At 71.0% G+C, this 24900-nt stretch carries 21 protein-coding genes and 4 tRNA genes; 9 read left to right on the plus strand and 16 right to left on the minus strand.

What is annotated here, in order from left to right; all coding sequences use genetic code 11:
• The 4 genes from ABZZ17_RS32180 to ABZZ17_RS32195 form a co-directional block, all read right to left on the minus strand.
• Positions 1 to 1953 (minus strand): DEAD/DEAH box helicase (locus ABZZ17_RS32180; RefSeq protein ID WP_356881385.1); only part of this gene is annotated, 1953 nt, incomplete at its 3' end.
• A 1010-nt stretch (positions 1954 to 2963) separates the two neighbouring features.
• Entirely contained in the window at positions 2964 to 3338 is a 375-nt protein-coding gene (crcB, locus tag ABZZ17_RS32185; RefSeq protein ID WP_356881387.1) for a fluoride efflux transporter CrcB, read from the minus strand.
• Complete coding sequence (locus ABZZ17_RS32190; protein WP_356881389.1) at positions 3335 to 3811, minus strand: CrcB family protein; 477 nt, start codon at positions 3809 to 3811, stop codon at positions 3335 to 3337. Before ABZZ17_RS32190 ends, crcB begins: the two co-directional genes overlap by 4 nt.
• Entirely contained in the window at positions 3808 to 4158 is a 351-nt protein-coding gene (locus ABZZ17_RS32195) for a metallopeptidase family protein (RefSeq protein ID WP_030225620.1), read from the minus strand. The genes ABZZ17_RS32190 and ABZZ17_RS32195 overlap by 4 nt, the downstream gene beginning before the upstream one ends.
• A gap of 103 nt (positions 4159 to 4261) precedes the next feature.
• Between ABZZ17_RS32195 and ABZZ17_RS32200 the strand changes: the two genes are divergently transcribed.
• The 3 genes from ABZZ17_RS32200 (at position 4262) to ABZZ17_RS32210 (ending at position 4544) form a co-directional block, all read left to right on the plus strand.
• Positions 4262 to 4334, plus strand: a tRNA-Glu gene (locus tag ABZZ17_RS32200).
• A 40-nt stretch (positions 4335 to 4374) separates the two neighbouring features.
• Positions 4375 to 4448, plus strand: a tRNA-Asp gene (locus ABZZ17_RS32205).
• A 22-nt stretch (positions 4449 to 4470) separates the two neighbouring features.
• Positions 4471 to 4544 (plus strand) — tRNA-Phe (locus ABZZ17_RS32210).
• 41 nt (positions 4545 to 4585) lie between these two features.
• On the opposite strand, the gene ABZZ17_RS32215 is transcribed toward ABZZ17_RS32210, so the two are convergent.
• The 3 genes from ABZZ17_RS32215 to ABZZ17_RS32225 are packed head-to-tail and all read right to left on the minus strand — an operon-like array spanning position 4586 to position 6612.
• Complete coding sequence (locus ABZZ17_RS32215) at positions 4586 to 5443, minus strand: cytochrome c biogenesis CcdA family protein (RefSeq protein ID WP_356881391.1); 858 nt, start codon at positions 5441 to 5443, stop codon at positions 4586 to 4588.
• Positions 5440 to 6174: a thioredoxin domain-containing protein gene (locus ABZZ17_RS32220; protein WP_356881393.1), complete on the minus strand. Its 735-nt coding sequence runs from the start codon at positions 6172 to 6174 to the stop codon at positions 5440 to 5442. Before ABZZ17_RS32220 ends, ABZZ17_RS32215 begins: the two co-directional genes overlap by 4 nt.
• A gap of 51 nt (positions 6175 to 6225) precedes the next feature.
• Entirely contained in the window at positions 6226 to 6612 is a 387-nt protein-coding gene (locus ABZZ17_RS32225) for a hypothetical protein (RefSeq protein ID WP_356881395.1), read from the minus strand.
• Between the two features lie 109 nt (positions 6613 to 6721).
• On the opposite strand from ABZZ17_RS32225, the gene hrpA reads away from it, so the two are divergent.
• Both hrpA and ABZZ17_RS32235 read left to right on the plus strand, forming a co-directional pair.
• Positions 6722 to 10645, plus strand: coding sequence for an ATP-dependent RNA helicase HrpA (hrpA, locus tag ABZZ17_RS32230; RefSeq protein ID WP_356881397.1), 3924 nt, complete (start codon positions 6722 to 6724; stop codon positions 10643 to 10645).
• A 70-nt stretch (positions 10646 to 10715) separates the two neighbouring features.
• Positions 10716 to 10789: transfer RNA gene (locus ABZZ17_RS32235), tRNA-Asp, on the plus strand.
• Positions 10790 to 11394: 605 nt separating this feature from the next.
• On the opposite strand, the gene bldC is transcribed toward ABZZ17_RS32235, so the two are convergent.
• Complete coding sequence (bldC, locus tag ABZZ17_RS32240; protein ID WP_003949541.1) at positions 11395 to 11601, minus strand: developmental transcriptional regulator BldC; 207 nt, start codon at positions 11599 to 11601, stop codon at positions 11395 to 11397.
• A gap of 586 nt (positions 11602 to 12187) precedes the next feature.
• Positions 12188 to 13042: a hypothetical protein gene (locus tag ABZZ17_RS32245; RefSeq protein WP_356881399.1), complete on the minus strand. Its 855-nt coding sequence runs from the start codon at positions 13040 to 13042 to the stop codon at positions 12188 to 12190.
• Between the two features lie 187 nt (positions 13043 to 13229).
• Here ABZZ17_RS32245 and ABZZ17_RS32250 point away from each other — a divergent pair, with 187 nt between their 5' ends.
• Together ABZZ17_RS32250 and ABZZ17_RS32255 are read left to right on the plus strand one after the other, a co-directional pair.
• Positions 13230 to 14369: a Glu/Leu/Phe/Val dehydrogenase dimerization domain-containing protein gene (locus ABZZ17_RS32250; RefSeq protein ID WP_356881401.1), complete on the plus strand. Its 1140-nt coding sequence runs from the start codon at positions 13230 to 13232 to the stop codon at positions 14367 to 14369.
• Positions 14370 to 14647: 278 nt separating this feature from the next.
• Positions 14648 to 14917 carry a DUF3073 domain-containing protein gene (locus ABZZ17_RS32255; protein WP_267088905.1) on the plus strand — a complete coding sequence of 90 codons (270 nt, stop codon included), beginning with the start codon at positions 14648 to 14650 and terminating at the stop codon, positions 14915 to 14917.
• Positions 14918 to 15011: 94 nt separating this feature from the next.
• Here the strand turns inward: ABZZ17_RS32255 and purM are convergent, their stop codons facing one another.
• Positions 15012 to 16082, minus strand: a complete 1071-nt coding sequence (purM, locus tag ABZZ17_RS32260; RefSeq protein ID WP_356881404.1) for a phosphoribosylformylglycinamidine cyclo-ligase — start codon at positions 16080 to 16082, stop codon at positions 15012 to 15014.
• A gap of 106 nt (positions 16083 to 16188) precedes the next feature.
• Positions 16189 to 17706, minus strand: coding sequence for an amidophosphoribosyltransferase (gene purF, locus ABZZ17_RS32265; protein WP_356881406.1), 1518 nt, complete (start codon positions 17704 to 17706; stop codon positions 16189 to 16191).
• Between the two features lie 182 nt (positions 17707 to 17888).
• Here purF and ABZZ17_RS32270 point away from each other — a divergent pair, with 182 nt between their 5' ends.
• Positions 17889 to 17984: a putative leader peptide gene (locus ABZZ17_RS32270; RefSeq protein WP_356881408.1), complete on the plus strand. Its 96-nt coding sequence runs from the start codon at positions 17889 to 17891 to the stop codon at positions 17982 to 17984.
• Positions 17985 to 18172: 188 nt separating this feature from the next.
• Entirely contained in the window at positions 18173 to 19597 is a 1425-nt protein-coding gene (locus ABZZ17_RS32275; RefSeq protein WP_356881410.1) for a sulfatase-like hydrolase/transferase, read from the plus strand.
• Between the two features lie 19 nt (positions 19598 to 19616).
• Here the strand turns inward: ABZZ17_RS32275 and ABZZ17_RS32280 are convergent, their stop codons facing one another.
• The 5 genes from ABZZ17_RS32280 to purS all read right to left on the minus strand — a co-directional run bounded on the left by ABZZ17_RS32280 (position 19617) and on the right by purS (position 24583).
• The gene (locus ABZZ17_RS32280) at positions 19617 to 20408 is read right to left on the minus strand and encodes an META domain-containing protein (protein WP_356881412.1); all 792 of its coding nucleotides are present in this window, start codon (positions 20406 to 20408) and stop codon (positions 19617 to 19619) included.
• An 82-nt stretch (positions 20409 to 20490) separates the two neighbouring features.
• Complete coding sequence (locus ABZZ17_RS32285; RefSeq protein WP_356881414.1) at positions 20491 to 21282, minus strand: sterol carrier family protein; 792 nt, start codon at positions 21280 to 21282, stop codon at positions 20491 to 20493.
• A gap of 102 nt (positions 21283 to 21384) precedes the next feature.
• Positions 21385 to 23634: a phosphoribosylformylglycinamidine synthase subunit PurL gene (purL, locus tag ABZZ17_RS32290; RefSeq protein WP_356881416.1), complete on the minus strand. Its 2250-nt coding sequence runs from the start codon at positions 23632 to 23634 to the stop codon at positions 21385 to 21387.
• Entirely contained in the window at positions 23631 to 24335 is a 705-nt protein-coding gene (purQ, locus tag ABZZ17_RS32295; protein WP_356881418.1) for a phosphoribosylformylglycinamidine synthase subunit PurQ, read from the minus strand. Before purQ ends, purL begins: the two co-directional genes overlap by 4 nt.
• Before the next feature lie 2 nt (positions 24336 to 24337).
• Positions 24338 to 24583, minus strand: a complete 246-nt coding sequence (purS, locus tag ABZZ17_RS32300; protein ID WP_042801325.1) for a phosphoribosylformylglycinamidine synthase subunit PurS — start codon at positions 24581 to 24583, stop codon at positions 24338 to 24340.
• Between the last annotated feature and the right edge of the window lie 317 nt (positions 24584 to 24900).

The raw sequence follows: 24900 nt of genomic DNA on the forward strand, positions 1-24900 counted from the left end.
GAAACCACCGGACGGACGGTCGTCGCGACGGAAGCCGCCACCACGGTTGTCATCACGACGGTCACCACCGGAACGGAAACCACCCGACGGACGGTCATCGCGGCGGAAGCCGCCACGGTCGCCACCACGGTCATCACGGTTGAAACCACCGGACGGACGGTCGTCGCGACGGAAGCCGCCACCACGGTTGTCATCACGACGGTCACCACCGGAACGGAAACCACCCGACGGACGGTCATCACGGCGGAAGCCGCCACGGTCGCCACCACGGTCACCGCGGTCGTCACGGCGGTTGTCGCGGCGCTCGAAGTTGCCGCGGTCGTCGCGACGCTCGAAGGTGCGCTCCTGGGCGACGGGCTCGGCGACGGCGGCGACGGCAGCCGCGACCTCGGCCTCGGCGGCCTCGACGACCTCGGCGACGGCGGCCTCCGGGTCCTCACCGCGCTCACGGGCGGAACGGGCGACGAGGCGGTCGGCCTCCTCGCGCAGCTCCGCGGCGCGGCGGGTCAGGCGCTCCAGCTGCTTCGTGAGGTCGGCGACCTCGCGCTCGGCCTGCTTGGCGGCGTTGTTCGCGGAGTCGGCCTGGACCTCGGTGAGCGAACGCGCACCGGTGATCTCGGCGACCTCGGGCTCGAACGCGCCGGCGCCCTGGACGATGTGGCGCGAGGCGTCGACGCCCGCGTCCTCCATCAGGCGGAAGATCTGGCGGCGCTGGTGCGGGAGCGCCAGCGACACGACGACACCGGACTTGCCGGCGCGGGCGGTACGGCCCGAGCGGTGCAGGTAGTCCTTGTGGTCGCCGGCCGGGTCCACGTTGAGGACCAGGTCGATGCCGTCGACGTGGATGCCGCGGGCGGCGACGTCGGTCGCGACGAGCGCGTTGACGTAGCCGTCCTTGAAGTCCGCGAGGACGCGGGTACGGGCGCCCTGCGTCATGCCGCCGTGCAGCGCGTCGGCCTTCACGCCGGACTCGATGAGCTGCTCGGCGATGCGGTCGGCGCCCAGCTGGGTGCGGACGAAGATGATGGTGCGGCCCTTGCGGGCGGCGATGGCGGCCGTGACCGGCGCCTTGTCCTTCGGCTTCACGACGAGCACGTGGTGCGTCATGGTCGTGACGTTGCCCTGGGCGCTGTCGACCTCGTGCGTGACGGGGTTGGACAGGTAGCGCTTGACCAGGGTGCCGATCTCGTTCTCCATGGTGGCGGAGAAGAGCATGCGCTGGCCGCCGCCGGGGATCTGGTCGAGCAGCTCGGTGACCTCGGGCAGGAAGCCCAGGTCGGCCATCTGGTCGGCCTCGTCGAGGACGGCGATCTTGACGTTCTCCAGCGAGCAGGCGCCGCGGTTGATGATGTCGCGCAGACGGCCGGGGGTGGCGACGAGGACGTCGACACCGCGCTCCAGGGCGTAGATCTGGTTGCTCATGGAGGTACCGCCGCAGACGACCTTCATCTTCAGGCCGAGGACGTCGCCGTAGGGCTGGAGGGCGTCCGCGACCTGCATCGCGAGCTCACGGGTCGGCGTGAGGATGATCGCGCGGGGCTTCTTCTTCTCGGTGTGGCCGCCGGCCAGCGAGGCCAGGGTCGGCAGACCGAAGGAGAGGGTCTTGCCGGAGCCGGTGCGGCCGCGGCCCAGGATGTCCTTGCCGGCCAGGGCGTCCGGGATGGTCGCGGCCTGGATCGGGAAGGGGGCGGTGACGCCGTTCTGGGCGAGCTTGCGCACGATGCCGTCGGGCAGACCGAGGTCGCCGAAGGTGATGGTGGGCTCCGCGTCGGCCGCGTCGGCCTCGTCGTCGGAGTACGAGCTGTCGGCGGTCACGTCGGCCTCGAGGGCCTCGATGATCTCCTCCGCCTCGATGGCCTCCATGGCCTCGGTGACCGCGAGGGTCTCGGCGTCGACGATCTCGTTGGAGTCGTTCTCGGGCATGACGGAACGGTCAGAACTGGAAATGGACATGCGAAATGCGAAACCTTCCGGAGTCTCGGCACGCGCCCAAACTCCGTGAATCGCAAATCGACCGCCTCAATGCGGTCAGCCACGGCTAGGGAGAGTACGCGCCACGCGGCGCTCTTCGGATTCGGCGCCGGGCAATGGGATCAAACGATCTATAACCATACGCACCCTCCCGGGGGTCTGGCAAGTCGCTCCCGCAGAAACGCCTCTGACCTGGGACGATGCCTCTGGCGCGGGTTCCGGGAGAAGGGCGGCCGCCCCACCCCGAGCCGCCCGGGACTACGGCGTGGTGCCCGTTCCGGCGGTCGGATCGGGACCCGGATCGACGGGTCCGGGCGGAGTGGGTTCCGTCACAGAAGGTTCCGGATGGGGGTCGACGGGCGGGGTGGTCGAGCCCCCCGTACCGCCCGAGCCGGAACCGCCCGAGCCTGACCCGCCGGACCCGGAGCCGCCCGACCCGGAACCCGAGCCGGAGCCACCGGAACCCGAGCCGCCGGAACCCGACCCCGAGCCGGAACCTCCGGATCCCGAACCGCCTCCCGAGCCGCCCGAGCCGCCCCCGGACGGCTCCTGCGGCCCCTGCCCGCCCGCTCCGCCGCCCGGCCCGGCCGACGGCGAGGGCTGCCCCGGCCGGCCCGCCGGGGCGCCCGGGCTGGGCGAGGCTCCGGTCGCGCCGGACGCCTTGCCGGGTTCGCCGGCCTTGCCCGCCTGGTTCCCCGCGGCGTCCTTCACCCCGTGTCCGTTGCCGTGGACGCCGGAACCCCGCCCGGCGCCCGCGGCCGTACCCGTCCCGGCGGCTTCCTTGGCACCCACCGGTGCGCCCGGCCCGGGCTTCGCGGCGTCCTCGCCGACACTCATGCAGCCCGCCGACGCCGCCACCGCGAGCGCGGTGACGGCCAGTCTCAGGGAAGCGGACAACTGGCGCACGGGGGCACCTCCGGAGCACGGCGGCGGGGTCCGCGATGAGCGGGTCAAGTTGCCCAACTCCCTTTACCCCGTAAGAGACACGCCCCTTATGCGAACAGCTGCCGGGCCACCTGCGAACCCAGGTGCACGGCACCCAGCCCGACCAGCACCGATGCCAGGACGTTCGCGGCGGCGAGGAGGGACCGGCCGCGCTCGGCCAGCCGCAGGGTCTCGTAGGAGAAGGTCGAGTACGTGCTCAGCGCCCCGCACAGCCCCGTCCCGAGGAACAGCCCCAGCCGCGAGGAGCCCGCCCCGGCCAGCGCCGTCCCGGCCAGCGCGCCCAGCAGCAGGCAGGCGCCGGCGTTGACCGTGAAGGTCCCCCACGGGAAGACGGAGTCGTGGCGCGCCTGCACGGCCCGGTCGGTCAGGTAGCGCAGCGGTGCGCCCACGGCCGCGCCCAGGGCCACGAGCAGCCAGTTCATCCCCGCCCCCGGCCGGCGCCCCGGCCCCGTACCGCCCGTCGGGTCGCGGACGCCCCGGCCCAGACCGCCGCCAGCGCCCCCGCGACCGTGAGCCCCGCGTACGCGAGCGCGACGGCGGCCGCGTCCTCGTCCAGCAGCCGCGACACGTCCAGCGCGTAGGCGGAGAAGGTGGTGAAGCCCCCGAGCACGCCGGTCCCGGCGAAGGGCCGCACCAGGGGGTGCGCGGTGCGGCCGCCCTCGGCGATCAGCGCCATCAGCACGCCGATCAGCGCGCAGCCCACCACGTTGATCCAGAAGGTCGTCCACGGGAAGGCCCCGGGGCGGGCCGGCCACAGCAGCCCCGCGCCGTACCGCGCGCAGGCCCCGGCCACCCCTCCCGCCGCGACGGCGGCGAGCACCCGGCCCCGCGGTTCGGTCCGCTGGGCGGGTACGTGGAGGTCCACGTCCGGGTCGACGGGCTCCGGTCCGGTCACCCGTAGCCCAGGGCGTGCAGCCGTTCGTCGTCGATGCCGAAGTGGTGGGCGATCTCGTGCACGACGGTCACCTCCGTCTCCGCGACCACGCTCTCCCGGTCCTCGCACATCCGCAACGTGGGGTTCCGGTAGATCGTGATGCGGTCGGGCAGCACCCCGGCGTACCACTCGCCGCGCTCGGTGAGGGGGGTCCCCTCGTAGAGCCCGAGGAGCTCGGGGTCGTCGGCCGGTGGTTCGTCCTCGACGAACACCGCCACGTTGTCCATCAGCCGCGTCAGCTCCGGCGGAATCCGGTCCAGGGCCTCTGCGACGAGCTCTTCGAACTCCTCGCGCGTCATCTCCAGCACCCGGCCATTGTCGCTCCGGAGGAAACCGTTTTGGCGATAGCTCCCCGGATCCCATATGCTTCTCACGTCCCCGACGCGCTGAGAAGTGCCCGGCGGGCCTTTAGCCCTCATCGTCTAGTGGCCCAGGACGCCGCCCTTTCAAGGCGGTAGCACGGGTTCGAATCCCGTTGGGGGTACGCAACACCTGTGTGCGAGACTTGTTCTCGCACATTGCAAGGACCTGTGGAGCAGTTGGTTAGCTCGCCACCCTGTCAAGGTGGAGGTCGCGGGTTCAAGTCCCGTCAGGTTCGCTGAGGCTGGAAACAGTCTCGTGGCTGGGTAGCTCAGTTGGTACGAGCGATCGCCTGAAAAGCGATAGGTCGCCGGTTCGACCCCGGCCCCAGCCACAAGAAGAAGGCCCCGTCCTCTGGACGGGGCCTTCTGTGCGTCACCCCTCCGCCACCTCGGAGTCCGGCCGCGGCCGCTCCGCGCGGACCGCGCGCCGCCACCGCGTCAGTGCGAAGGCCGTCGCCGCCGATCCGGCCAGCCCCAGCAGCGCCCAGTCCGGTACGGCTCCGGCGACGGAGCCCACCCACTGCTCCACCGCGAACGAGTCGTCCACGTCGAGCAGCCCCGGCAGTGCGCTCGCCCCGTCGTAGACGAGGAACAGGGTGCCCAGGGTGATGAAGAACAGCCCGGACAGCAGCGAGGTGGTGTGCAGTTCGAGGCGGCCCGCCCGGAAGGCCCGGCCGCGCAGCCAGCGCCGCCCGCCCAGGTCGAAGCGCTCCCAGAGCAGGGCCAGCAGGAACAGGGGTACGGCCATGCCCAGCGCGTACACCGCCAGCAGCAGGCCTCCGTAGACCGGGCTGCCGCTGACCGCCGCGACCGTCAGGACGCTGCCCAGGATCGGGCCGGCGCAGAAGCCGGCCAGCCCGTAGACCGCGCCGAGCGCGTAGACGGACAGGGCGGTGGTCGGGCGGATCCGCCCGGACAGCTCGGCCAGGCGCTTGGGGGCGAAGCCGAGGCCGAGGACCTGGGCGAGGCCGAGCGCGATGATCAGCCAGCCTCCGGCGAGGACCAGCCCGTCCCGGTGGGAGTGGAAGAACCGCCCCGCGTAGGAGCCGGCCGCGCCCAGCGGTACGAGGGTGCTCGCGAGGCCCGCGTAGAAGATCCCGGTGCGCGCGAGGAGGCGGGAGCGGGAGTCGATCGAGTACGCGAAGAAGGCGGGCAGCAGCAGCGCGCTGCAGGGGCTGAGCAGGGCGAGGAGGCCGCCCAGCAGGGCGGCCAGGTATCCGATGCCGGTCACCGCCGGGCCCCCGCCTCGGTCTTCGCCCGCGCGATGGCGGCGGTGAAGGCGTCGAGGGGCTGGGCTCCGGCGATCGGCCTGCCGTTGACCAGGAAGGACGGGGTGGAGGTGACGCCGATGCGGTAGCCCTCGTCCTGGTCCTTCCTCAGGGCCGCCGCCGCTTCCTCGCCGGCCATGTCCTTCGTGAAGCGCTCCAGGTCCGGGACCCCGGCCTGCCGGGCCAGCTCGGTCAGACGCGCTTCGCCGAAGCCCTTCTCCTTGGCCCCGTCGGCGTACGCGGCCGCGTGGAAGGCGGCGAAGCGGTCCTGCTGCCCGGCGGCCCAGGCGGCCTTCGCGGCGGCCTCGGACTCGGCGCCGAAGATCGGGAAGTTGCGCCACTCGATGCGCAGGGTGCCGTCCTCGACGTACTTCTTCACCAGTTCGGGTTCGGTGTCCCGGGCGAACTTGCCGCAGTAGCCGCATTTGAAGTCGGAGTACTCGATGAGGACGACGGGCGCGTCGGCGCGGCCGGTCGCGAGCTTGTCGCCGGGCTCGCGGCGGGCCAGCGCCAGCAGCTCCGGGGCTGGGCCGGTGCGGGGCCCGGCGTGGGCGGAGGCCGCGGGGGAGCCGGCGGAGGTGTCGCGGGGCTTGTCCTCGGGGGCGGTGGCCTGCCAGGAGACCAGGCCGAGGGTGATCGCGGCGAGGGCCACTCCGGCGGCGGCGAGCAGGGGCTTGCGGGCGGAAGAAGACATACGGGTGCTCCAGAGGTACGGGTGGTGGGCGGGACCGGCGGGCGGCCCCTCCTACACCCGCATCACGGAGAGCTCCACCGGGTCCGGCGCGGGCCGGCCGGGTCCGCGTACGAGGACCCGTACGGGCACCGTGCCCTGCGGCCGGGCCGCCTCGGGGGCCGGGCGCGCCGCCGGGAGCGGGGCGTGGTCCTGCCCGGCGCGCGGCGGCACGGCCGGGGTCTTCCCGTGGCCGGGGGCGGCGGGGGCGCAGGAGGGTCCCCGCTGCCCGTCCGGGGCCGCGAAGGCCGCCGGTGCCGCGGGGCCGGCCGGGGCCGCCGAGGCGACCGGAACCGGAACGGTCCGGCCCGGGTCCGGGGCGGCGGCCGCCGGGGCCACCGCGGCCAGCAGCACCGCGAGTACCGCCGCCAGCAGGCAGCACACACGGCGACGGCGGGACAAGGTGGGCTGCCTCTCACTGGCACGACGGGGGACTCGTCCCGAAATGGTACGGGGAGGGGCACAAATGCGTTCGCCACCCGGAGGGCCCAGGTGAGATCCTCGACCAGGTATGTCTACTTCCTTCGCCGCCCTGCAGACGCTTCTCGGTGAGATCTCCCTCCGCGACGCGCACCGCCTCGGCCGCCGCCTCGAAGGCGCCCGCCGCATCCGCAAGCCCGAGGCCAAGCAGGCCGTGCTCGACGAGATCGCCGCGGAGGCCACGAAGGCCGCCGAGCGGCTCGCCGGCCGTGCCTCGCGCATGCCGGAGGTCACGTATCCCGAGAACCTGCCCGTCAGCCAGAAGAAGGACGAGATCGCCGAGGCGATACGCGACCACCAGGTCGTGATCGTCGCGGGCGAGACCGGGTCCGGCAAGACCACGCAGATCCCCAAGATCTGCATGGAGCTGGGCCGCGGCGTCCGGGGCATGATCGGGCACACCCAGCCCCGCCGGCTCGCGGCCCGCACGGTCGCGGAGCGGATCGCCGAGGAGCTGAAGTCCGAGATCGGGCAGACCGTCGGCTGGAAGGTCCGCTTCACCGACCAGGTGAACCCGGACGCGACCTTCGTGAAGCTGATGACCGACGGCATCCTGCTCGCCGAGATCCAGACCGACCGCGAGCTGCGCGCCTACGACACGATCATCATCGACGAGGCCCACGAGCGGTCCCTGAACATCGACTTCCTGCTGGGCTACCTGGCCCAGCTGCTGCCGAAGCGTCCCGACCTGAAGGTCGTGATCACCTCGGCGACCATCGACCCGGAGCGCTTCTCCCGCCACTTCGGGGACGCCCCGATCGTCGAGGTCAGCGGCCGTACGTACCCGGTGGAGGTGCGCTACCGCCCGCTCCTCGAAGAGGACTCCGAGGACTCCGACCGCGACCAGATCACGGCGATCTGCGAGGCCGTCGACGAACTCCAGTCCGAGGGGCCGGGCGACGTCCTGGTCTTCCTCTCCGGCGAGCGGGAGATCCGCGACACCGCCGACGCCCTGGAGAAGCGCAAGCTGCGCTTCACCGAAGTGCTCCCCCTGTACGCGCGGCTCTCGCACGCCGAGCAGCACCGGGTGTTCCAGCAGCACACCGGGCGCCGGATCGTCCTGGCGACGAACGTCGCGGAGACCTCCCTGACCGTTCCGGGCATCAAGTACGTGATCGACCCGGGCAACGCCCGCATCTCGCGCTACAGCCACCGCACCAAGGTGCAGCGGCTGCCCATCGAGCGGATCTCGCAGGCGAGCGCCAACCAGCGCAAGGGCCGCTGCGGCCGTACCAGCGACGGCATCTGCATCCGGCTGTACTCGGAGGACGACTTCCTCTCCCGTCCGGAGTTCACGGACGCCGAGATCCTGCGCACCAACCTGGCCTCCGTGATCCTCCAGATGACCGCGGCCGGGCTCGGCGAGATCGAGAAGTTCCCCTTCATCGACCCGCCGGACCACCGCAACATCCGCGACGGCGTGCAGCTGCTCCAGGAGCTCGGCGCCTTCGACCCGGCGGAGAAGGACCCGCGCAAGAAGCTGACGCCCATGGGACGCCAGCTCTCGCAGCTGCCGGTGGACCCGCGCCTGGCCCGCATGGTCGTCGAGGCGGACAAGAACAACTGCGTCCGCGAGGTCATGGTCATCGCGGCGGCCCTGTCGATCCAGGACCCGCGCGAGCGGCCCTCGGACAAGCAGACCCAGGCCGACCAGAACCACGCCCGCTTCAAGGACGAGACCAGCGACTTCCTCTCGTTCCTGAACATGTGGCGCTACGTCCGGGAGCAGCAGAAGGAGCGGGGCTCCTCCTCGTTCCGCCGGATGTGCAAGCAGGAGTACCTGAACTTCCTGCGGATCCGCGAGTGGCAGGACATCTACTCGCAGCTGCGCACGGTCGCCAAGACGATGGGCATCCACGTCAACGAGGCCGACGCCCCGGAGCAGAACGTCCACGTCTCCCTGCTGGCCGGCCTGCTCTCGCACATCGGGCTGAAGGACACCGACAAGAACGAGTACCTGGGCGCCCGGTCGGCGAAGTTCGCGGTCTTCCCCGGTTCCTCGCTGTTCAAGAAGCAGCCGAAGTTCCTGATGTCGGCGGAGCTGGTGGAGACCTCGCGGCTGTGGGCGCGGGTGAACGCGAAGGTGGAGCCCGAGTGGGTGGAGCCGCTCGCGCAGCACCTGATCAAGCGCACGTACAGCGAGCCGCACTGGGAGAAGGACCAGGCGGCGGTGATGGCGTACGAGAAGGTCACGCTGTACGGCGTGCCGATCGTCGCCCAGCGGAAGATCAACTACGGCCGGATCGACGCCGAGGTCTCGCGCGAGCTGTTCATCCGCAACGCGCTGGTCGAGGGCGACTGGCGGACCCACCACAAGTTCTACGCGGACAACCGCAAGCTGCTGACCGAGGTCGAGGAGCTGGAGAACCGGGCCCGGCGCCGCGACATCGTCGTGGACGACGAGACCCTCTTCGACTTCTACGACCGGCGCATCCCGGAGCACGTGGTCTCAGGGGCGCACTTCGACTCCTGGTGGAAGCACAAGAAGCACGAGGAGCCCGAACTCCTCGACTTCGAGCGCGAGATGCTGCTGACCGAGAAGGCGGCCGGGGTCACCAAGGCCGACTACCCGGACAGCTGGCGGCAGGGGCAGCTGAAGTTCCGGGTGACCTACCAGTTCGAGCCGGGCGCGGACGCGGACGGCGTGACCGTCCACATCCCGCTCCAGGTGCTGAACCAGGTCACCGACGAGGGCTTCGACTGGCAGATCCCCGGGCTGCGCGAGGAGGTCGTCACCGAGCTGATCCGCTCGCTGCCGAAGCCGATCCGCCGGCACTACGTGCCCGCGCCGAACTTCGCGGGCCGCTTCCTGGACACGGCCGTGCCGCTCCAGGAGCCGCTGCCGGTCACCCTGGCGCGCGAGCTGCACCGGATGGTCGGAGTGCCGGTCTCGGCCGAGGACTTCGACCTGTCGCGGATCCCGGACCACCTGAAGATCACCTTCCGGATCGTGGACGAGCGGCGCAAGAACCTCGCCGAGGACAAGGACCTGGAAGCCCTGCGGCTGCGCCTGAAGCCCAAGGCCCGCCAGGCCCTCTCCAAGGCCGCCGCCGCGACGGCCGAACGTGCGGGCGGGGAGTCCCTGGAGCGTTCCGGGCTGACCGACTGGACGATCGGCACCCTGACGAAGGTCTTCGAGACCCGCCGGGCCGGCCAGCCGGTGAAGGCGTACCCGGCGCTGGTGGACGAGGGGACGACGGTCTCCGTACGGCTCTTCGACACCGAGGCCGAGCAGCGGCGGGCGATGTGGCTCGGCACCCGGAAGCTGATCCTGCTGAACATCCCGGTGAACCCGGCGAAGTTCGCCTCGGACAAGCTCACCAATCAGGCGAAGCTGGCGCTCTCCAGGAACCCGCACGGCTCCATCCAGGCGCTGTTCGACGACTGCGCGACGGCGGCCGCCGACAAGCTGATCGCCGACCACGGCGGCCCCGCCTGGGACGAGGCGGGCTTCCGCAAGCTCTACGACGCCGTACGGGCCGACCTGGTGGACACGACCGTACGGACCGTGGGCCAGGTGCAGCAGGTGCTGGCCGCGTGGCAGGCCTGCGAGCGGCGGCTGAAGGCGACCAACAGCCTGGCCCTGATGGCCAACGTCGCGGACGTGAAGGCCCAGCTGGCGGCGCTGGTGCCGGCCGGCTTCGTGACCCTGACCGGCCTGCGCCGGCTGCCGGACCTGATGCGCTACCTGGTGGCGGCCGACCGGCGGCTCCAGCAGATGCCGACGGGCGCCCAGCGCGACACCACGCGCATGGAGAAGGTCCACGAGATGCGGGACGAGTACCTGTGGCTCCTGGAGCAGCTCCCGAAGGGCCGGCCGGTGCCCGAGGAGGTCACCGAGATCCGCTGGATGCTGGAGGAACTCCGGGTCTCCTACTTCGCGCACGCGCTCGGGACGGCGTACCCGATCTCCGACAACAGGATCGTGAAGGCGGTCGACGCCCTCGCCCCGTGATCGGGTTAGACCACACCCCCTGAGCTGCTGTACAGTGTCATTCGCAGCCGGGTAAACCGGCCGCGAACGAGGACCTGTGGAGCAGTTGGTTAGCTCGCCACCCTGTCAAGGTGGAGGTCGCGGGTTCAAGTCCCGTCAGGTTCGCAGAAACGTCAGGGCCCGTATCCCTTCAGGGGATACGGGCCCTGACGCGTTCCCGGGGCCGGGCGGGCGGCGGCAGGACGGCCGGCCCCGCCCCATGATCATCCGGCCACCCTCGAAGCCTCTGGAGGGCCTCCAGGGCGCCCCGGCGGCCCCGTTCGGCCCCCGACCCCCCGACCGGCCCGGCGAAGCCCTCAGCGGGCCTCCAGCGGGGCCCGGTCCGCGCGCGGCCCGCACGGGGCAAAATCCCCCGTCCGCATGAGTTGCTCTGCGGTGGACATCCCCTTACGGGTGCATTGCCGGATGTACAAGAGTGATCAACTGTGATGGGAGTCACCACACGAGTTTTTGAGACTCGCACGTTTATCGCACACCTACGCCCCCTCGATTTAATATGTGCAATGGCACCCCACCCCCGCAGTCTCCGCACGTCCACGCGAAACCGCCCCGTCCGGGCATAAAAAAGATCGCGCTGGACCCGGCGGAGTCCAGCGCGATCGAACGGCGATGAGCCTGTTGGGGCAGGCCCAGCCGCTTGAAGCCTTGTGGGTTTCATCGGATTGGGGGACCCGATATAGACCCGGTTAAAGCGGTGGTGCTGCGGGACCTCAGGCCTCGCTGCGCTGCTGCGGAATTCCCGCGAGCAGTGCGCGAACCTCGGCCTCGCGGTAACGGCGGTGTCCACCCAGGGTGCGGATGGACGTGAGCTTGCCAGCCTTGGCCCAGCGGGTGACCGTCTTCGGGTCCACGCGGAACATCGTGGCAACCTCAGCCGGGGTCAGCAGCGGCTCGGCATCAGGGGTGCGAGCGGTCATGAGCGGCCTCCTCGGGAGAACCGAACCATCTCGGTTCTTTCCTCTAAATTCTGCACCTTGGCCCACGTTGCCCGAAATGGACATACGCAGGCCGAGTCGGTTATAGGACGAACGGCTTGTCCTCGGCACTACAACTACACCATCCGTCCAGCCCCAAGGGCCAAACCGATGGAATTGCCCTCCGAGGTGTTCATCAGCGGCGGAAGCCGATGGACCGCCCCATAACGGACAGTCACCCCACTGTGACGATCAGTCACAGAGCGATCAGGAGTCGTCAGACCCCCCATAGAGTGCAATACCGAGCATTCCGCCCTTAGTTGGACGGAAGGAACCCTCCCCGGACTCCTTGTCCTATTTTGGCACGAGGGTAGGGGAAGGGCGCAAGGGTGTAGATAGTGCGGTCCGTCACGCTTGGGCCAATGGCCCGTATCGGGACGAAGGTCCTGGAACTAAGACCCTAATGTGGCGATCAAGCCGCTGATCTGCAACTTATGCCCGATCGGCCGATACAACCGATACGGGCGATACGCCCCGCGCCCGAACGGGGGCCCCGACGGCCGTGGCGAAGGACACCCCCGGCACGCCGTCAGTTCGCGAACAGTCTCTCCCGGACCGCCCGCCAGCGGAGCGCCAGCTCCGCGTAGACCTCCGTGGCCCCCTCCCGGTCACCCGCCCGCAGCGCCTCCAGCCCCGCCGCCAGATCGCGGGCCGACCGGTCGCCCGCCAGCGCGTCAGCCGGCAACGCGTGCAGCAGCCCCCCGTAATCCAGTTCGACCATCGACCGCGGATGGAACTCCTCCAGCCAGCTCCCGACCTCCACGAGCCCCTCCGCCAGCGGCCCGTACCCCTCCGCCTCCCGTAACGTCCGCAACCCCCGCGCCAGCCGCCGCCGCGCCTGCACCATCGGCGTCCGGTAGCGCAGCCGCTCACCCGGCACGTACTCCCGCTCCTCGTCCCCCACCAGCACGAACCAGCGCAACGGCACCTGCCAGACCCCCGTACGGATCCACGGCCGCGCATCCGGGTTCCGCTCCCGCCACGCCTCGTACTCCCGCGCCGCCCGCCGCCGCGCCGCCGCCGGCAGGGCCGCGTCCAGCACCGGCAACGGGAACGACTCCGTCAGCTCGCGCAGCGCCAGCCAGCCCCGCAGCCGCGTCCGCCACGGACAGACCAGCACCGCCCCGTCCCGCACCACGGTGAACGCGTCCGCGCTCTCGTGCGCCGGAACCCCGACCAGCGGAACCCGCACCAAGTCCGCCAGCGACCGACGCAGTTCGTCCTGCGCCGTCGCCACCACCCCCCGCCGGGCGTAGTCCGCCCAGTGCGTACGCTCCGGCTCCGCGAAGGCCCCGAGGGGCTCGTAAACACGCAGGTAGGAGGCGTACGGGACGATCGGCGCAGGCCGCGCCGCCGGCGGCCGCAACTCGGGGGATTCGCTCACGCAGTCGTACTCCCCCTTTTTCGGGGCTCCTTCACCTCCGGGGTGCCCGGAGGTGCGGAAAGCGGCGGGACACGGGAGTGTTCCGATCCCCGGACAGGCCCTACCCGGGCGGCCCGCAGGTCTTACTCTGCTCCCAGTGCGCCCTCCCCCACCCGCAGGGCGGGCGTCTTTCCGCCGCATCTCTTCCATGGGAGTCACCACCGTGACCGAAATGACCGACGGCGTCCTGCACACCCTGTTCCGCACGGAACAGGGCGGCCACGAGCAAGTCGTGCTGTGCCAGGACCGAGCCTCAGGCCTCAAGGCCGTCATCGCGATCCACTCCACCGCCCTGGGCCCCGCCCTCGGCGGCACGCGCTTCCACGCGTACGCCTCCGACGAGGAGGCCGTGCTCGACGCGCTGAACCTCGCCCGCGGCATGTCGTACAAGAACGCCCTCGCCGGCCTCGACCTCGGCGGCGGCAAGGCCGTGATCATCGGCGACCCGGCCGTCCTCAAGACCGAGGAACTGCTGCTGGCCTACGGCCGTTTCGTGGAATCGCTCGGCGGCCGCTACGTCACCGCCTGCGACGTGGGCACGTACGTCGCCGACATGGACGTCGTCGCCCGCGAGACCCGCTGGGCCACCGGCCGCTCCCCCGAGAACGGCGGCGCCGGCGACTCCTCGGTCCTCACCGCCTTCGGCGTCTTCCAGGGCATGCGCGCCAGCGCCCAGCACCTGTGGGGCGACCCGACGCTCCGCGGCCGCAAGGTCGGCGTCGCCGGCGTCGGCAAGGTCGGCCGCCACCTGGTCGAGCACCTCCTCGAAGACGGGGCCGAGGTCGTCATCACCGACGTCCGCGCGGAATCCGTCCAGGAGATCCTCGACAAGCACCCCGGCGGCAAGGTCACCGCGGCCGCGGACACGGACGCCCTGATCCGCACCCCGGGTCTGGACATCTACGCCCCGTGCGCGCTCGGCGGCGCCCTGAACGACGAGTCCGTGCCCGTGCTCACCGCCACCGTCGTGTGCGGCGCGGCCAACAACCAGCTCGCCCACCCGGGCGTCGAGAAGGACCTCGCCGACCGCGGGATCCTCTACGCGCCGGACTACGTGGTCAACGCCGGCGGTGTCATCCAGGTCGCCGACGAGCTGCACGGCTTCGACTTCGACCGCTGCAAGGCCAAGGCGTCGAAGATCTTCGACACCACCCTGGCCATATTCGCACGTGCGAAGTCCGACGGGATCCCGCCGGCCGCGGCGGCCGACCGGATCGCCGAGCAGCGGATGTCCGAGGCGCTCGCCGCGCGCGCCGCCGCCCGGGCCGGCGGCGCCCGTACGGCCTAATCCGACAGGGGGACCCGCCGGGGTGCGGCGAGACGGAACTCACTGCACTTCGGCGGGTCGCCCGCCAGGAAAGGGTTAAAATCGCAGCTGACCAGCGAGTACGGGGTGTCCCGCTGGTTCTGCACCGGGGCGCGTCATGCGGGCGGCGTACCGTATGGCCGCGGAAGCAGGTACCGTTAAACCCCTACGGACGGTCTCTCCACGGAGAGCCCGCTCCGAACCATGAACGCGTGTCAGACTCTGGGGCCGTCGAGCCCCGTCACCGAGGGGGTCGAGCCATGGGGCGCGGCCGGGCCAAGGCCAAGCAGACAAAGGTCGCCCGCCAGCTGAAGTACAACAGCGGCGGGACTGACCTCTCGCGTCTGGCCAATGAGCTGGGCGCATCGCCGACAGAGCCGCTGCCAATCAGCGCGCCGGTCGAAGTCGATGACGATCAGGATGATGACGACGACGACCCGTACGCCAAGTACGCGGCTCTGTACAACAGCGATGACGACGAGGACGAGGACGAAGAGTCCGGTCCGTCGGCGCACCGTCGCGGGGCTTGACGCGCAGATCTTCTGCACCAGCAGCGTCCGCGTCAGCTGACGAAACATCGAAACCCGGTCCAGGGCATCGCCCCGGACCGGGTTTCCGTGCTGCTCAGCCCGCGTAGGAACCGGTCAGGGTCGCACCCTCGGCGTGGTCGCCCCGGTCCAGGATCTCGCCGGCGACCCAGGCGTCGACGCCCCGGTCCGCGAGGGCGGTCAGGGCCACCTCCACCGACTGCTGCGGGACCACGGCCATCATGCCGACGCCCATGTTCAGGGTCTTCTCCAGCTCCAGCTGCTCCACCTGTCCGGCCTTGCCGACCAGGTCGAAGATCGCGCCGGGGGTCCAGGTGCCTCGGTCGACCGTCGCGTGCAGGTGGTCCGGGATGACCCGGGCGAGGTTCGCCGCGAGGCCGCCGCCGGTGATGTGCGAGTAGGCGTGGACCTCGGCCGTACGGGTGAGGGCCATGCAGTCCAGCGAGTAGATCTTGGTCGGCTCCAGGAGTTCCTCGCCGAGGGTCCGGCCGAGCTCCTCGACGTGCTGGTCCAGGGACATCCCGGCCCGGTCGAAGAGGACGTGCCGGACGAGCGAGTACCCGTTCGAGTGAAGGCCGGACGATGCCATCGCGATGACGGCGTCACCCGTACGGATGCGATCCGCGCCCAGGAGCCGGTCGTACTCGACGACGCCCGTGCCCGCGCCCGCCACGTCGAAGTCGTCCGGGCCCAGGAGACCCGGGTGTTCGGCGGTCTCGCCGCCCACCAGGGCGCAGCCGGCGAGGACGCAGCCCTCGGCGATGCCCTTGACGATGGCCGCGACACGCTCGGGGTGCACCTTGCCGACGCAGATGTAGTCCGTCATGAAGAGCGGCTCGGCGCCGCAGACGACGATGTCGTCCATGACCATCGCGACCAGGTCGTGGCCGATCGTGTCGTACACGCCCAGCTGGCGGGCGATGTCCACCTTGGTGCCGACGCCGTCCGTGGCCGAGGCCAGGAGGGGGCGCTCGTAGCGCTTGAGGGCGGAGGCGTCGAAGAGGCCGGCGAAGCCGCCGAGGCCGCCGAGGACCTCGGGGCGCTGCGTCTTCTTCACCCACTCCTTCATCAGCTCGACGGCGCGGTCGCCCGCTTCGATGTCCACGCCTGCGGCTGCGTAGCTGGCACCGGTGGTCTTCTCTGTCATGACAGGAGAGAGCTTTCGTGTCGTTACTGCGGGTGGTGCAGGGCCCTGGGAGAAGCTTCAAAGACAGGGCCCCGCGCAGGTTGAGCGGGCGCGCGCGGGGATCCGGCTACGGGCGGCGCAGCGCGTCGGCGGCGTCCGTGCCGCCGGCGAGCTCGGTCTCCAGGAGCTGCTTGCCGAGGAGCTGCGGGTCGGGCAGTTCCATCGGGTACTCGCCGTCGAAGCAGGCCCGGCAGAGGTTGGGCTTCTGGATGGTGGTCGCCTCGATCATCGCGTCGAGCGAGATGTACGAGAGGGAGTCCGCGCCGAGGGACGTGGCGATCTCGTCGACCGTCATGCCGTTGGCGATCAGCTCGGCCCGGGTGGCGAAGTCGATGCCGAAGAAGCACGGCCACTTCACCGGCGGCGAGGAGATCCGGATGTGGACCTCCGCCGCGCCGGCCTCGCGGAGCATCTTCACGAGGGCGCGCTGGGTGTTGCCGCGGACGATCGAGTCGTCGACGACCACCAGGCGCTTGCCCCGGATGACTTCCTTGAGGGGGTTGAGCTTCAGGCGGATGCCGAGCTGGCGGATCGTCTGCGAGGGCTGGATGAAGGTCCGGCCGACGTAGGCGTTCTTGACCAGGCCGGAGCCGTACGGGATCCCGCTGGCCTCCGCGTAGCCGACGGCGGCGGGCGTACCGGATTCCGGTGTCGCTATCACCAGGTCGGCGTCGACGGGGGCTTCCTTGGCGAGGCGCCGGCCCATCTCGACGCGCGAGAGGTAGACGTTGCGGCCCGCGATGTCGGTGTCCGGGCGCGCCAGGTAGACGTACTCGAAGACACAGCCCTTGGGCTTCGCTTCCGCGAAGCGCGAGGTGCGGAGGCCGTTCTCGTCGATCGCGATGAGCTCGCCCGGCTCGACCTCGCGGACGAAGCTGGCGCCGCAGATGTCGAGGGCGGCGGTCTCGCTCGCGACCACCCAGCCGCGCTCCAGGCGGCCGAGGACCAGCGGGCGGATGCCCTGCGGGTCACGGGCGGTGTAGAGGGTTCCCTCGTCCATGAAGACGAGGGAGAAGGCGCCCTTGACCTTCGGGAGGACCTTGGTGGCCGACTCCTCGATCGTCAGGGGCTTGCCGTCCTCGTCGGTCTGCCCCGCGAGCAGGGCGGTGACCAGGTCGGTGTCGTTGGTGGCCGCCACCTGGGTGGCGCGGCCGTCCTGACGGGGGAGGTCGGCGACCATCTCGGCGAGCTCGGCGGTGTTCACCAGGTTGCCGTTGTGACCCAGGGCAATGGAGCCGTGGGCGGTCGCGCGGAAGGTGGGCTGCGCGTTCTCCCAGACGGAGGCTCCGGTGGTCGAGTAGCGGGCGTGACCGACCGCGATATGACCTTGGAGCGAGCCGAGAGAGGTTTCGTCGAAGACCTGGGAAACGAGGCCCATGTCCTTGAAGACGAGGATCTGGGAACCGTTGCTCACAGCGATTCCCGCGGACTCTTGTCCGCGGTGCTGCAGTGCATACAGTCCGAAGTAGGTGAGCTTGGCGACCTCTTCACCCGGAGCCCAGACACCGAAGACGCCGCAAGCGTCCTGGGGGCCCTTCTCACCGGGGAGCAGGTCGTGGTTGAGTCGTCCATCACCACGAGGCACGGCTCCGAGTGTAGGCGAGATCGACCACTGGTCCGAATTGAGGAACGCCCGGAAACGTCACAGTGCGGACAGTCGGGTAACACCTGCGGAGGGTGACCGGAAAGAGGCCTGGTGGGAGCCGTCTCGATATCCGGAATGCCCTGGTTGACAGGTGCCTGTGGGTTCGTACAAGGTTCCGACTCATGCAGCCTTTCGGTGACAGCACCGTCACCCTCGTCGAGCGCCGGCACGTGGACCTGGTCCGTGTCGCGAGCGCCATCTGTCGCAGCTGCGCGTAGGCACCGCCGCGCGCCGCGGCGCGCGTTTCCCGTTCTTCCGGCTTTTCCCGTCGTGCTGAGTCCAGTTGCGGCGTTCCGCGCCGGCCCCTTCCGCTCTGCCCTCCCGCCCTGACCGAGCCTGCCCCGCCGTGCCGCGCGCCGTCCCGCGCCGCCTCCGGGCAGGCCGGCGGCCATGCCTTGGAGTACCTGTGACTTCGCACGAATCGAACCTGTCCCGGCGCGCCTTCGGCGGCGCCGTCGGGGTGACCGCGGCCGCCGCTGCGGTGGGCCTGGGCGCGACCCCGGCGGCGGCCGTCGAGGCGCAGCACGCCGGACCCGAGGAGCGGGAGTTCCGGGCCGCCCGCGGGCGGCAGTCGCGGCGCCCGAACATCCTGTTCATCCTGGGTGACGACCTCGGCTGGTCCGACCTGTCCTCGTACGGCGCCCCGCACATCAAGACCCCGAACCTGGACCGGCTCGCCCGCCAGGGGGTCCGCTTCACCGACGCCTACTCGGGCTCCGCGACCTGCTCGCCGACCCGGTTCAGCCTGTACACCGGGCGCTACCCGGCGCGGACCAGGGGCGGGCTGGCGGAGCCGATCGCCGACAAGTCGGCGGGGCTGGAGCCGACGCATCCGACGCTGGCCTCCCTGCTGAAGGAGGCGGGCTACGCCACGGCGCTGATCGGCAAGTGGCACGCGGGCTACCTGCCGGACTACAGCCCGACCAAGTCGGGCTGGGACGAGTTCTTCGGGAACTTCGGCGGGGCCCTGGAGTACTACTCCAAGCTGGGCCTGGGCGGCGAGTACGACCTCTACGAGGGCGACGCCGAGTACAAGGACCTGCGCTACTACACGAAGATCATCACCGAGCGGGCGAGCGAGTACGTCTCCCGCGACCACCACGGCAAGCCCTGGCTGCTGAACCTGAACTTCACCACCCCGCACTGGCCGTGGATCGCCGAGGGCGACACCCGGGAGAGCGCCGAGATCGTCCGGCGCATCAAGGCGGGCGACGGGCGCGCGCTGTGGCACCAGGACGGCGGCTCGGTCGAGAAGTACCGGCAGATGGTGGAGGACCTGGACCGGTCGGTGGGCGAGGTGCTGAAGGCCCTCAAGCGTTCCGGGCAGGAGGACGACACGGTGGTGGTGTTCTCCAGCGACAACGGCGGCGAGCGGTTCTCGTACAACTGGCCGCTGTCGGGCAACAAGGCCTCGCTCCAGGAGGGCGGGATCCGGGTGCCGAACATCCTGCGCTGGCCGGCCCGGGTGGACGGCGGGCAGGTCAGCCACGTCCCGGTGTTCAGCCCGGACTGGACGGCGACGCTGCTGGAGCTGGCCGGCACCCGGCCGCACCGCGCGTACCCGCTGGACGGGGTGAGCCTCGCCGGGTACCTGCTGCGGGGCGAGAAGCCCGCGCAGCGGGACATCTTCTGGCGGGTCCGCGGGGAGCGGGCGCTGCGCCGCGGCGACTGGAAGTACTACCGGGGCAAGACGGGCCGGGACCAGCTGTTCAACCTGGCCGGGGACATCCGGGAGCAGGCCGACAAGGCGGCCGTGGAGCCGGCCCGGCTGGCGGAGCTGCGGGCGGCGTGGGAGAGGACGGACGCGGGACTGCTCCCCTACCCGGCCTGACGCCGCTCCGCCCGGGCGGTCATTCGACGGCCGTGGCCGCCTTCGCGCCGAGGCCCTTGCCGTCGGGAGCGGTCAGGGTCAGGGACTGGCCCTGGATCTTCCAGGCGAGCGGGCCGCTGCCGAAGAGTGCGGTCAGCGTCCGCTCGACCTCGCCCGTCGGGCCCTCGCAGGCCATCCGGGTCGCGGTGAGCGGCCCGAAGGTGACGGAGGGGCCGTCGACGGTGGCCTTGGCGCTGAACCGGTTGCAGCCGAGGCTGCCGCTCGCTGCCCCGTCGGCGGCGAGGGTGAACCGGGCCTTGCCGGCGGCCTCCGCGTCGAGGGAGGACGCGCTCTCGCCGCTGATCAGCGAATCGACGATCCACTGGGACGCGACGAGGGGGGCGTCCGGGACCGGGGGTTTGGAGCTCATGGCGATGGTGCTCCCGTCGGCGGTCTTCAGGGTCAGCCGGTCGGGGCCGCGGTCGACGGTGAGGCGGCCCGTGAACAGCTTGGCGAAGGCCGTCTCGAACTCCATGTTCTCGCAGGCCATCGTGGTGGAGGCGCCGGGCGTGACGGTGAGGGCGGAGGCGCCGTCGGAGACGACCTTCGCCGTGAAGCCGTTGCATCCGTAGTTGCCGGTGGCCTCGTCCGGGGCCAGGTCGACGCGGGCGGCGGCGGGCGCGTGGAGGGTGCGGCCGCCGATGGTCAGGGACTCGACGGCCCAGGAGCCCGTGGGGTCGGGGAGCAGCCGGCTCCCGTTCTGCGCGGGCTGGCCGCAGGCGGCGAGGCCGAGGAGGGCCAGGCCGGTCGTGAGGTGCCTGAGGGTACGCATGCTCCTGGGACGGAGCGACCGGCCGGACGGTTCCCCCGGGGCCCGGACGGTTTCCCCGCCGCTCCGCTCCGGCCGGCTCCGGTCAGCTCATCAGGGGCAGCAGGGCGGACAGGTCGGCCCGCTCCCCGCTGGCGCTGACCCGCGCGGAGTCCAGGGCCTCGGCCCAGCCCGTACGGCCGGTGGCCAGCCGGATCCAGGTGAGCGGGTCGGTCTCCACCACGTTGGGCGGGGTGCCGCGGGTGTGGCGGGGCCCCTCGACGCACTGGACGACCGCGAACGGCGGGATCCGTACCTCCACCGAGCCGCCGGGGGCCTTGACCGCGAGGGCGTCGGCGAGCAGCCGGGTACAGGCGGCCAGCGCCTGGCGTTCGACGGGGATCTCCAGTCCGGCGGCGCGGTTCAGGTCGTCGGTGTGGACGACCAGTTCGACGGTCCGGGTGACCAGGAAGTCGGCGAGGGTCATGTCCCCGATCCACAGGTCCAGCACCCGGCCGCCGGGGTTGCGTTCCAGCTGGTCGGCCATGCGGGCGGCGGCCCGCTCGTACAGCTCGGGCAGCGGGGCGCCGTCCAGGGTCTCGCGGGCGGCCTCGGAGATCTTCCCGGCGAGGGACGCGGTGGCGAAGGGCCACTCGACGGCCGGGAGTTCGGCGACGGCGGCGGGCGGCCGGGCGAGGCCGGCGGCGAGGGAGTCGGCGATCCACGCGACGTGCGCGGCGAGGTCGGCCACGGTCCAGTCACCGAGCCCGCTGGGCCGTGCGAGCTGCTCCGGCGTGAGGTCCCGTACGGCTTCGGCGACGTGCCCGAACTGCGCGGTGACGGCCGCGCGGATCTTCGCGGGGTCGTAGGTACGCGGCTTCTTCTTCCCAGGCGGCATGGCCCCGACCCTACTCGTGGGCGGCCTTCGCCGGCCGGAACGAACGGGCCCCCGCCCGGAGGGACCGGACGGGGGCTCGTAGGTGGAGCGGGCGGGGCGGGATCAGGCGAGCAGCGCCGGGATCGTCGCCTCGTGGGCCTCGCGGAGCTCGGCCAGGGGGAGCGTGAACTCGCCCTGGACCTCGATCGCGTCACCGTCGACCACACCGATCCGGGCGGCCGGCAGGCCCCGCGCACCGCACATGTCGGTGAAGCGGAGCTCCTCGCTGCGCGGGACGGCGACGATGGCGCGGCCCGCGGACTCGGAGAACAGGAACGTGAACGCGTCCAGGCCCTCCGGCACCACGACGCGCGCGCCGTTGCCGCCGCGCAGGCAGGACTCGGTGAGCGCCTGGATGACGCCGCCGTCGGACAGGTCGTGCGCGGCGTCGACCATGCCGTCGCGCGAGGCGGAGATCAGGATCTCGCCGAGCAGCTTCTCGCGGCCCAGGTCCACCTTGGGCGGCATGCCGCCGAGGTGGTCGTGGACGACCTGGGACCAGGCCGAACCGCCGAACTCCTCGGCCGTGTCGCCCAGCAGGTACAGCAGCTGGCCGGCCTCCGCGAACGCCATCGGCGTACGGCGGTTGACGTCGTCGATCACGCCGAGGACCGCCACGACCGGGGTCGGGTGGATCGCGGTCTCGCCCGTCTGGTTGTAGAGCGAGACGTTGCCGCCGGTCACCGGGGTGCCCAGCTCCAGGCAGCCGTCGGCGAGGCCGCGGGTGGCCTCGGCGAACTGCCACATGACGTCCGGGTCCTCGGGGGAGCCGAAGTTCAGGCAGTCGGAGATCGCGAGCGGCTTCGCGCCGGTCGCCGCGACGTTGCGGTAGGCCTCGGCCAGCGCGAGCTGCGCACCCGTGTAGGGGTCGAGCTTGGCGAAGCGGCCGTTGCCGTCGGTGGCCATGGCCACGCCGAGGTTGGTCTCCTCGTCGATGCGGACCATGCCCGCGTCCTCGGGCTGCGACAGCACGGTGTTGCCCTGTACGAAGCGGTCGTACTGGTCGGTGACCCAGGACTTCGACGCCTGGTTCGGCGACGAGACCAGCGCCAGGACCTGCGCGCGGAGCTCCTCGGAGGTCTGCGGGCGGGGCAGCCGGCCGGCGTCGTCCGCCTGGAGCGCGTCCTGCCAGGAGGGGCGCGCGTAGGGGCGGTGGTAGACGGGGCCCTCGTGGGCGACGGTGCCCGGGGGCACGTCCACGATCTGCTCGCCGTGCCAGAAGATCTCCAGGCGCTCGCCTTCGGTCACCTCACCGATGACGGTGGCGATGACGTCCCACTTCTCGCAGATCTCCATGAAGCGCTCGACGTACTGCGGCTCCACGATCGCGCACATGCGCTCCTGCGACTCGCTCATGAGGATCTCCTCGGGCGAGAGCGTCGCGTCGCGCAGCGGGACGGTGTCCAGCTCGACGCGCATGCCGCCGGAACCGGCGGAGGCCAGCTCGCTCGTCGCGCAGGAGAGCCCGGCGCCGCCGAGGTCCTGGATGCCCGCGACCAGCTTCTCCTTGAAGATCTCCAGGGTGCACTCGATGAGGAGCTTCTCCTGGAAGGGGTCGCCGACCTGGACCGCCGGGCGCTTGGTCGGCTTGGTGTCGTCGAAGGTCTCGGACGCGAGGACCGAGACGCCGCCGATGCCGTCGCCGCCGGTGCGGGCGCCGTAGAGGATGACCTTGTTGCCGGGGCCGGAGGCCTTGGCGAGGTGGATGTCCTCGTGCTTCATGACGCCGATGCAGCCGGCGTTCACGAGGGGGTTGCCCTGGTAGCAGGCGTCGAAGACGACCTCGCCGCCGATGTTGGGCAGGCCCAGGCAGTTGCCGTAGCCGCCGATGCCGGCGACGACGCCCGGCAGGACGCGCCTGGTGTCGGGGTGGTCGGCCGCGCCGAAGCGCAGCGGGTCCACGACGGCGACGGGGCGGGCGCCCATCGCGAGGATGTCGCGGACGATGCCGCCGATGCCCGTGGCCGCGCCCTGGTAGGGCTCGATGTACGACGGGTGGTTGTGCGACTCGACCTTGAAGGTGACCGCGTAGCCCTGGCCCACGTCGACGACGCCGGCGTTCTCGCCGATGCCGACGAGCATGGCGTCGTTCTGCGGGACCTTCTCGCCGAACTGCTTCAGGTGGACCTTGCTGCTCTTGTACGAGCAGTGCTCGGACCACATGACCGAGTACATGGCGAGCTCGGCGCCCGTGGGGCGGCGGCCGAGGATCTCGCGGATCCGGGCGTACTCGTCCTCCTTGAGGCCGAGTTCCTGCCAGGGCTGTGCCGCGTCCGGGGTCTCGGTGGCGTTCTTGACGGTGTCGAGGCTCATGCGCTGACCAGCTTCTTCAGGACCGAGGTGAAGAACGGGAGGCCGTCGGTGCGGCCCGTCCCGATCAGCGGCTCGACCGCGTGCTCGGGGTGGGGCATGAGCCCGACGACGTTGCCCGCGGCGTTGGTGACGCCGGCGATGTCGCGCAGCGAACCGTTCGGGTTACCGGAGCCGTCAGCGGCGTCGCCGCCGACCACGTAGCGGAAGGCCACTCGGCCTTCGGCCTCCAGTTCGTCGAGCACGCGCTCGTCGGCGACGTACCGGCCGTCCATGTTCTTGAGCGGTACGGAGATCTCCTGGCCGGCGGTGTAGTCGCCGGTCCACGCGGTCTCCGTGTTCTCCACCCGCAGCTTCTGGTCGCGGCAGATGAAGTGGAGGTGGTTGTTGCGGAGCATCGCCCCCGGCAGCAGGTGGGCCTCGGTGAGGACCTGGAAGCCGTTGCAGATGCCGAGGACGGGCATGCCGCCCTTGGCCTGCTCGATGATGGTCTCCATCACCGGCGAGAAGCGGGAGATGGCCCCGGCGCGCAGGTAGTCCCCGTAGGAGAAGCCGCCCGCGAGGACGACCGCGTCGACCTGGTGCAGGTCCTTGTCGCGGTGCCACAGCGAGACCGGCTCGGCCCCCGCGAGGCGGACGGCGCGCAGCGAGTCACGGTCGTCGAGCGTTCCGGGGAACGTGACGACTCCGATGCGAGTGGTCACCCTCAGGCCTCGACCTTCACGGTGAAGTCTTCGATGACGGTGTTGGCGAGGAAGGTTTCGGCCATCTTGTGGATGCGGTCGAGGGCGGCCTGGTCGACCGGTCCCTCCACCTCCAGTTCGAAACGCTTCCCCTGGCGGACGTCGGCGATCCCATCGAAGCCCAGACGCGGCAGTGCACGCTGCACCGCCTGGCCCTGGGGGTCGAGGATCTCCGGCTTGAGCATGACGTCGACTACGACGCGTGCCACTGGCACTCCCGTGTGGTGGTTGGTGCGAAGGCGGTTCCCTCAGCGTACCCGGCCGAAATTTCTACGCGGGTAGATATCGGAACCCCTCCGACACCCCGCCGTTTCGGCTTCACCAACGCTTCGCAAAATCCACCGGAAAACCACGCGCCCGGCATTGCGGTGGGACACGCGGGGAGAATTAACTGGGCTTCGCAATTCAATGAGAATCGCGGTACAAAGGAATCAGCCGGGATTCCGGCGGTTTGATGCATTCCACCGAAACATCCACAGACGCGACATCACCGCACGTCAGCGAGTGGTGACCGCGCACGAAGGGA

The organism is Streptomyces sp. NPDC006512, from assembly GCF_040611935.1.
In the GTDB taxonomy this organism is placed as follows: Bacteria; Actinomycetota; Actinomycetes; order Streptomycetales; family Streptomycetaceae; genus Streptomyces.

Bases quoted from the DNA above. Each gene is read 5' to 3' on its own strand.
- crcB (WP_356881387.1), bottom strand. From the start codon at position 3,338: ATGAACTGGCTGCTCGTGGCCCTGGGCGCGGCCGTGGGCGCACCGCTG.
- ABZZ17_RS32220 (WP_356881393.1), bottom strand. From the start codon at position 6,174: ATGTCTTCTTCCGCCCGCAAGCCCCTGCTCGCCGCCGCCGGAGTGGCC.
- hrpA (WP_356881397.1), top strand. From the start codon at position 6,722: ATGTCTACTTCCTTCGCCGCCCTGCAGACGCTTCTCGGTGAGATCTCC.
- bldC (WP_003949541.1), bottom strand. From the start codon at position 11,601: ATGACCGCTCGCACCCCTGATGCCGAGCCGCTGCTGACCCCGGCTGAG.
- ABZZ17_RS32250 (WP_356881401.1), top strand. From the start codon at position 13,230: ATGGGAGTCACCACCGTGACCGAAATGACCGACGGCGTCCTGCACACC.
- ABZZ17_RS32255 (WP_267088905.1), top strand. From the start codon at position 14,648: ATGGGGCGCGGCCGGGCCAAGGCCAAGCAGACAAAGGTCGCCCGCCAG.
- purM (WP_356881404.1), bottom strand. From the start codon at position 16,082: ATGACAGAGAAGACCACCGGTGCCAGCTACGCAGCCGCAGGCGTGGAC.
- ABZZ17_RS32270 (WP_356881408.1), top strand. From the start codon at position 17,889: ATGCAGCCTTTCGGTGACAGCACCGTCACCCTCGTCGAGCGCCGGCAC.
- ABZZ17_RS32280 (WP_356881412.1), bottom strand. From the start codon at position 20,408: ATGCGTACCCTCAGGCACCTCACGACCGGCCTGGCCCTCCTCGGCCTC.
- ABZZ17_RS32285 (WP_356881414.1), bottom strand. From the start codon at position 21,282: ATGCCGCCTGGGAAGAAGAAGCCGCGTACCTACGACCCCGCGAAGATC.
- purL (WP_356881416.1), bottom strand. From the start codon at position 23,634: ATGAGCCTCGACACCGTCAAGAACGCCACCGAGACCCCGGACGCGGCA.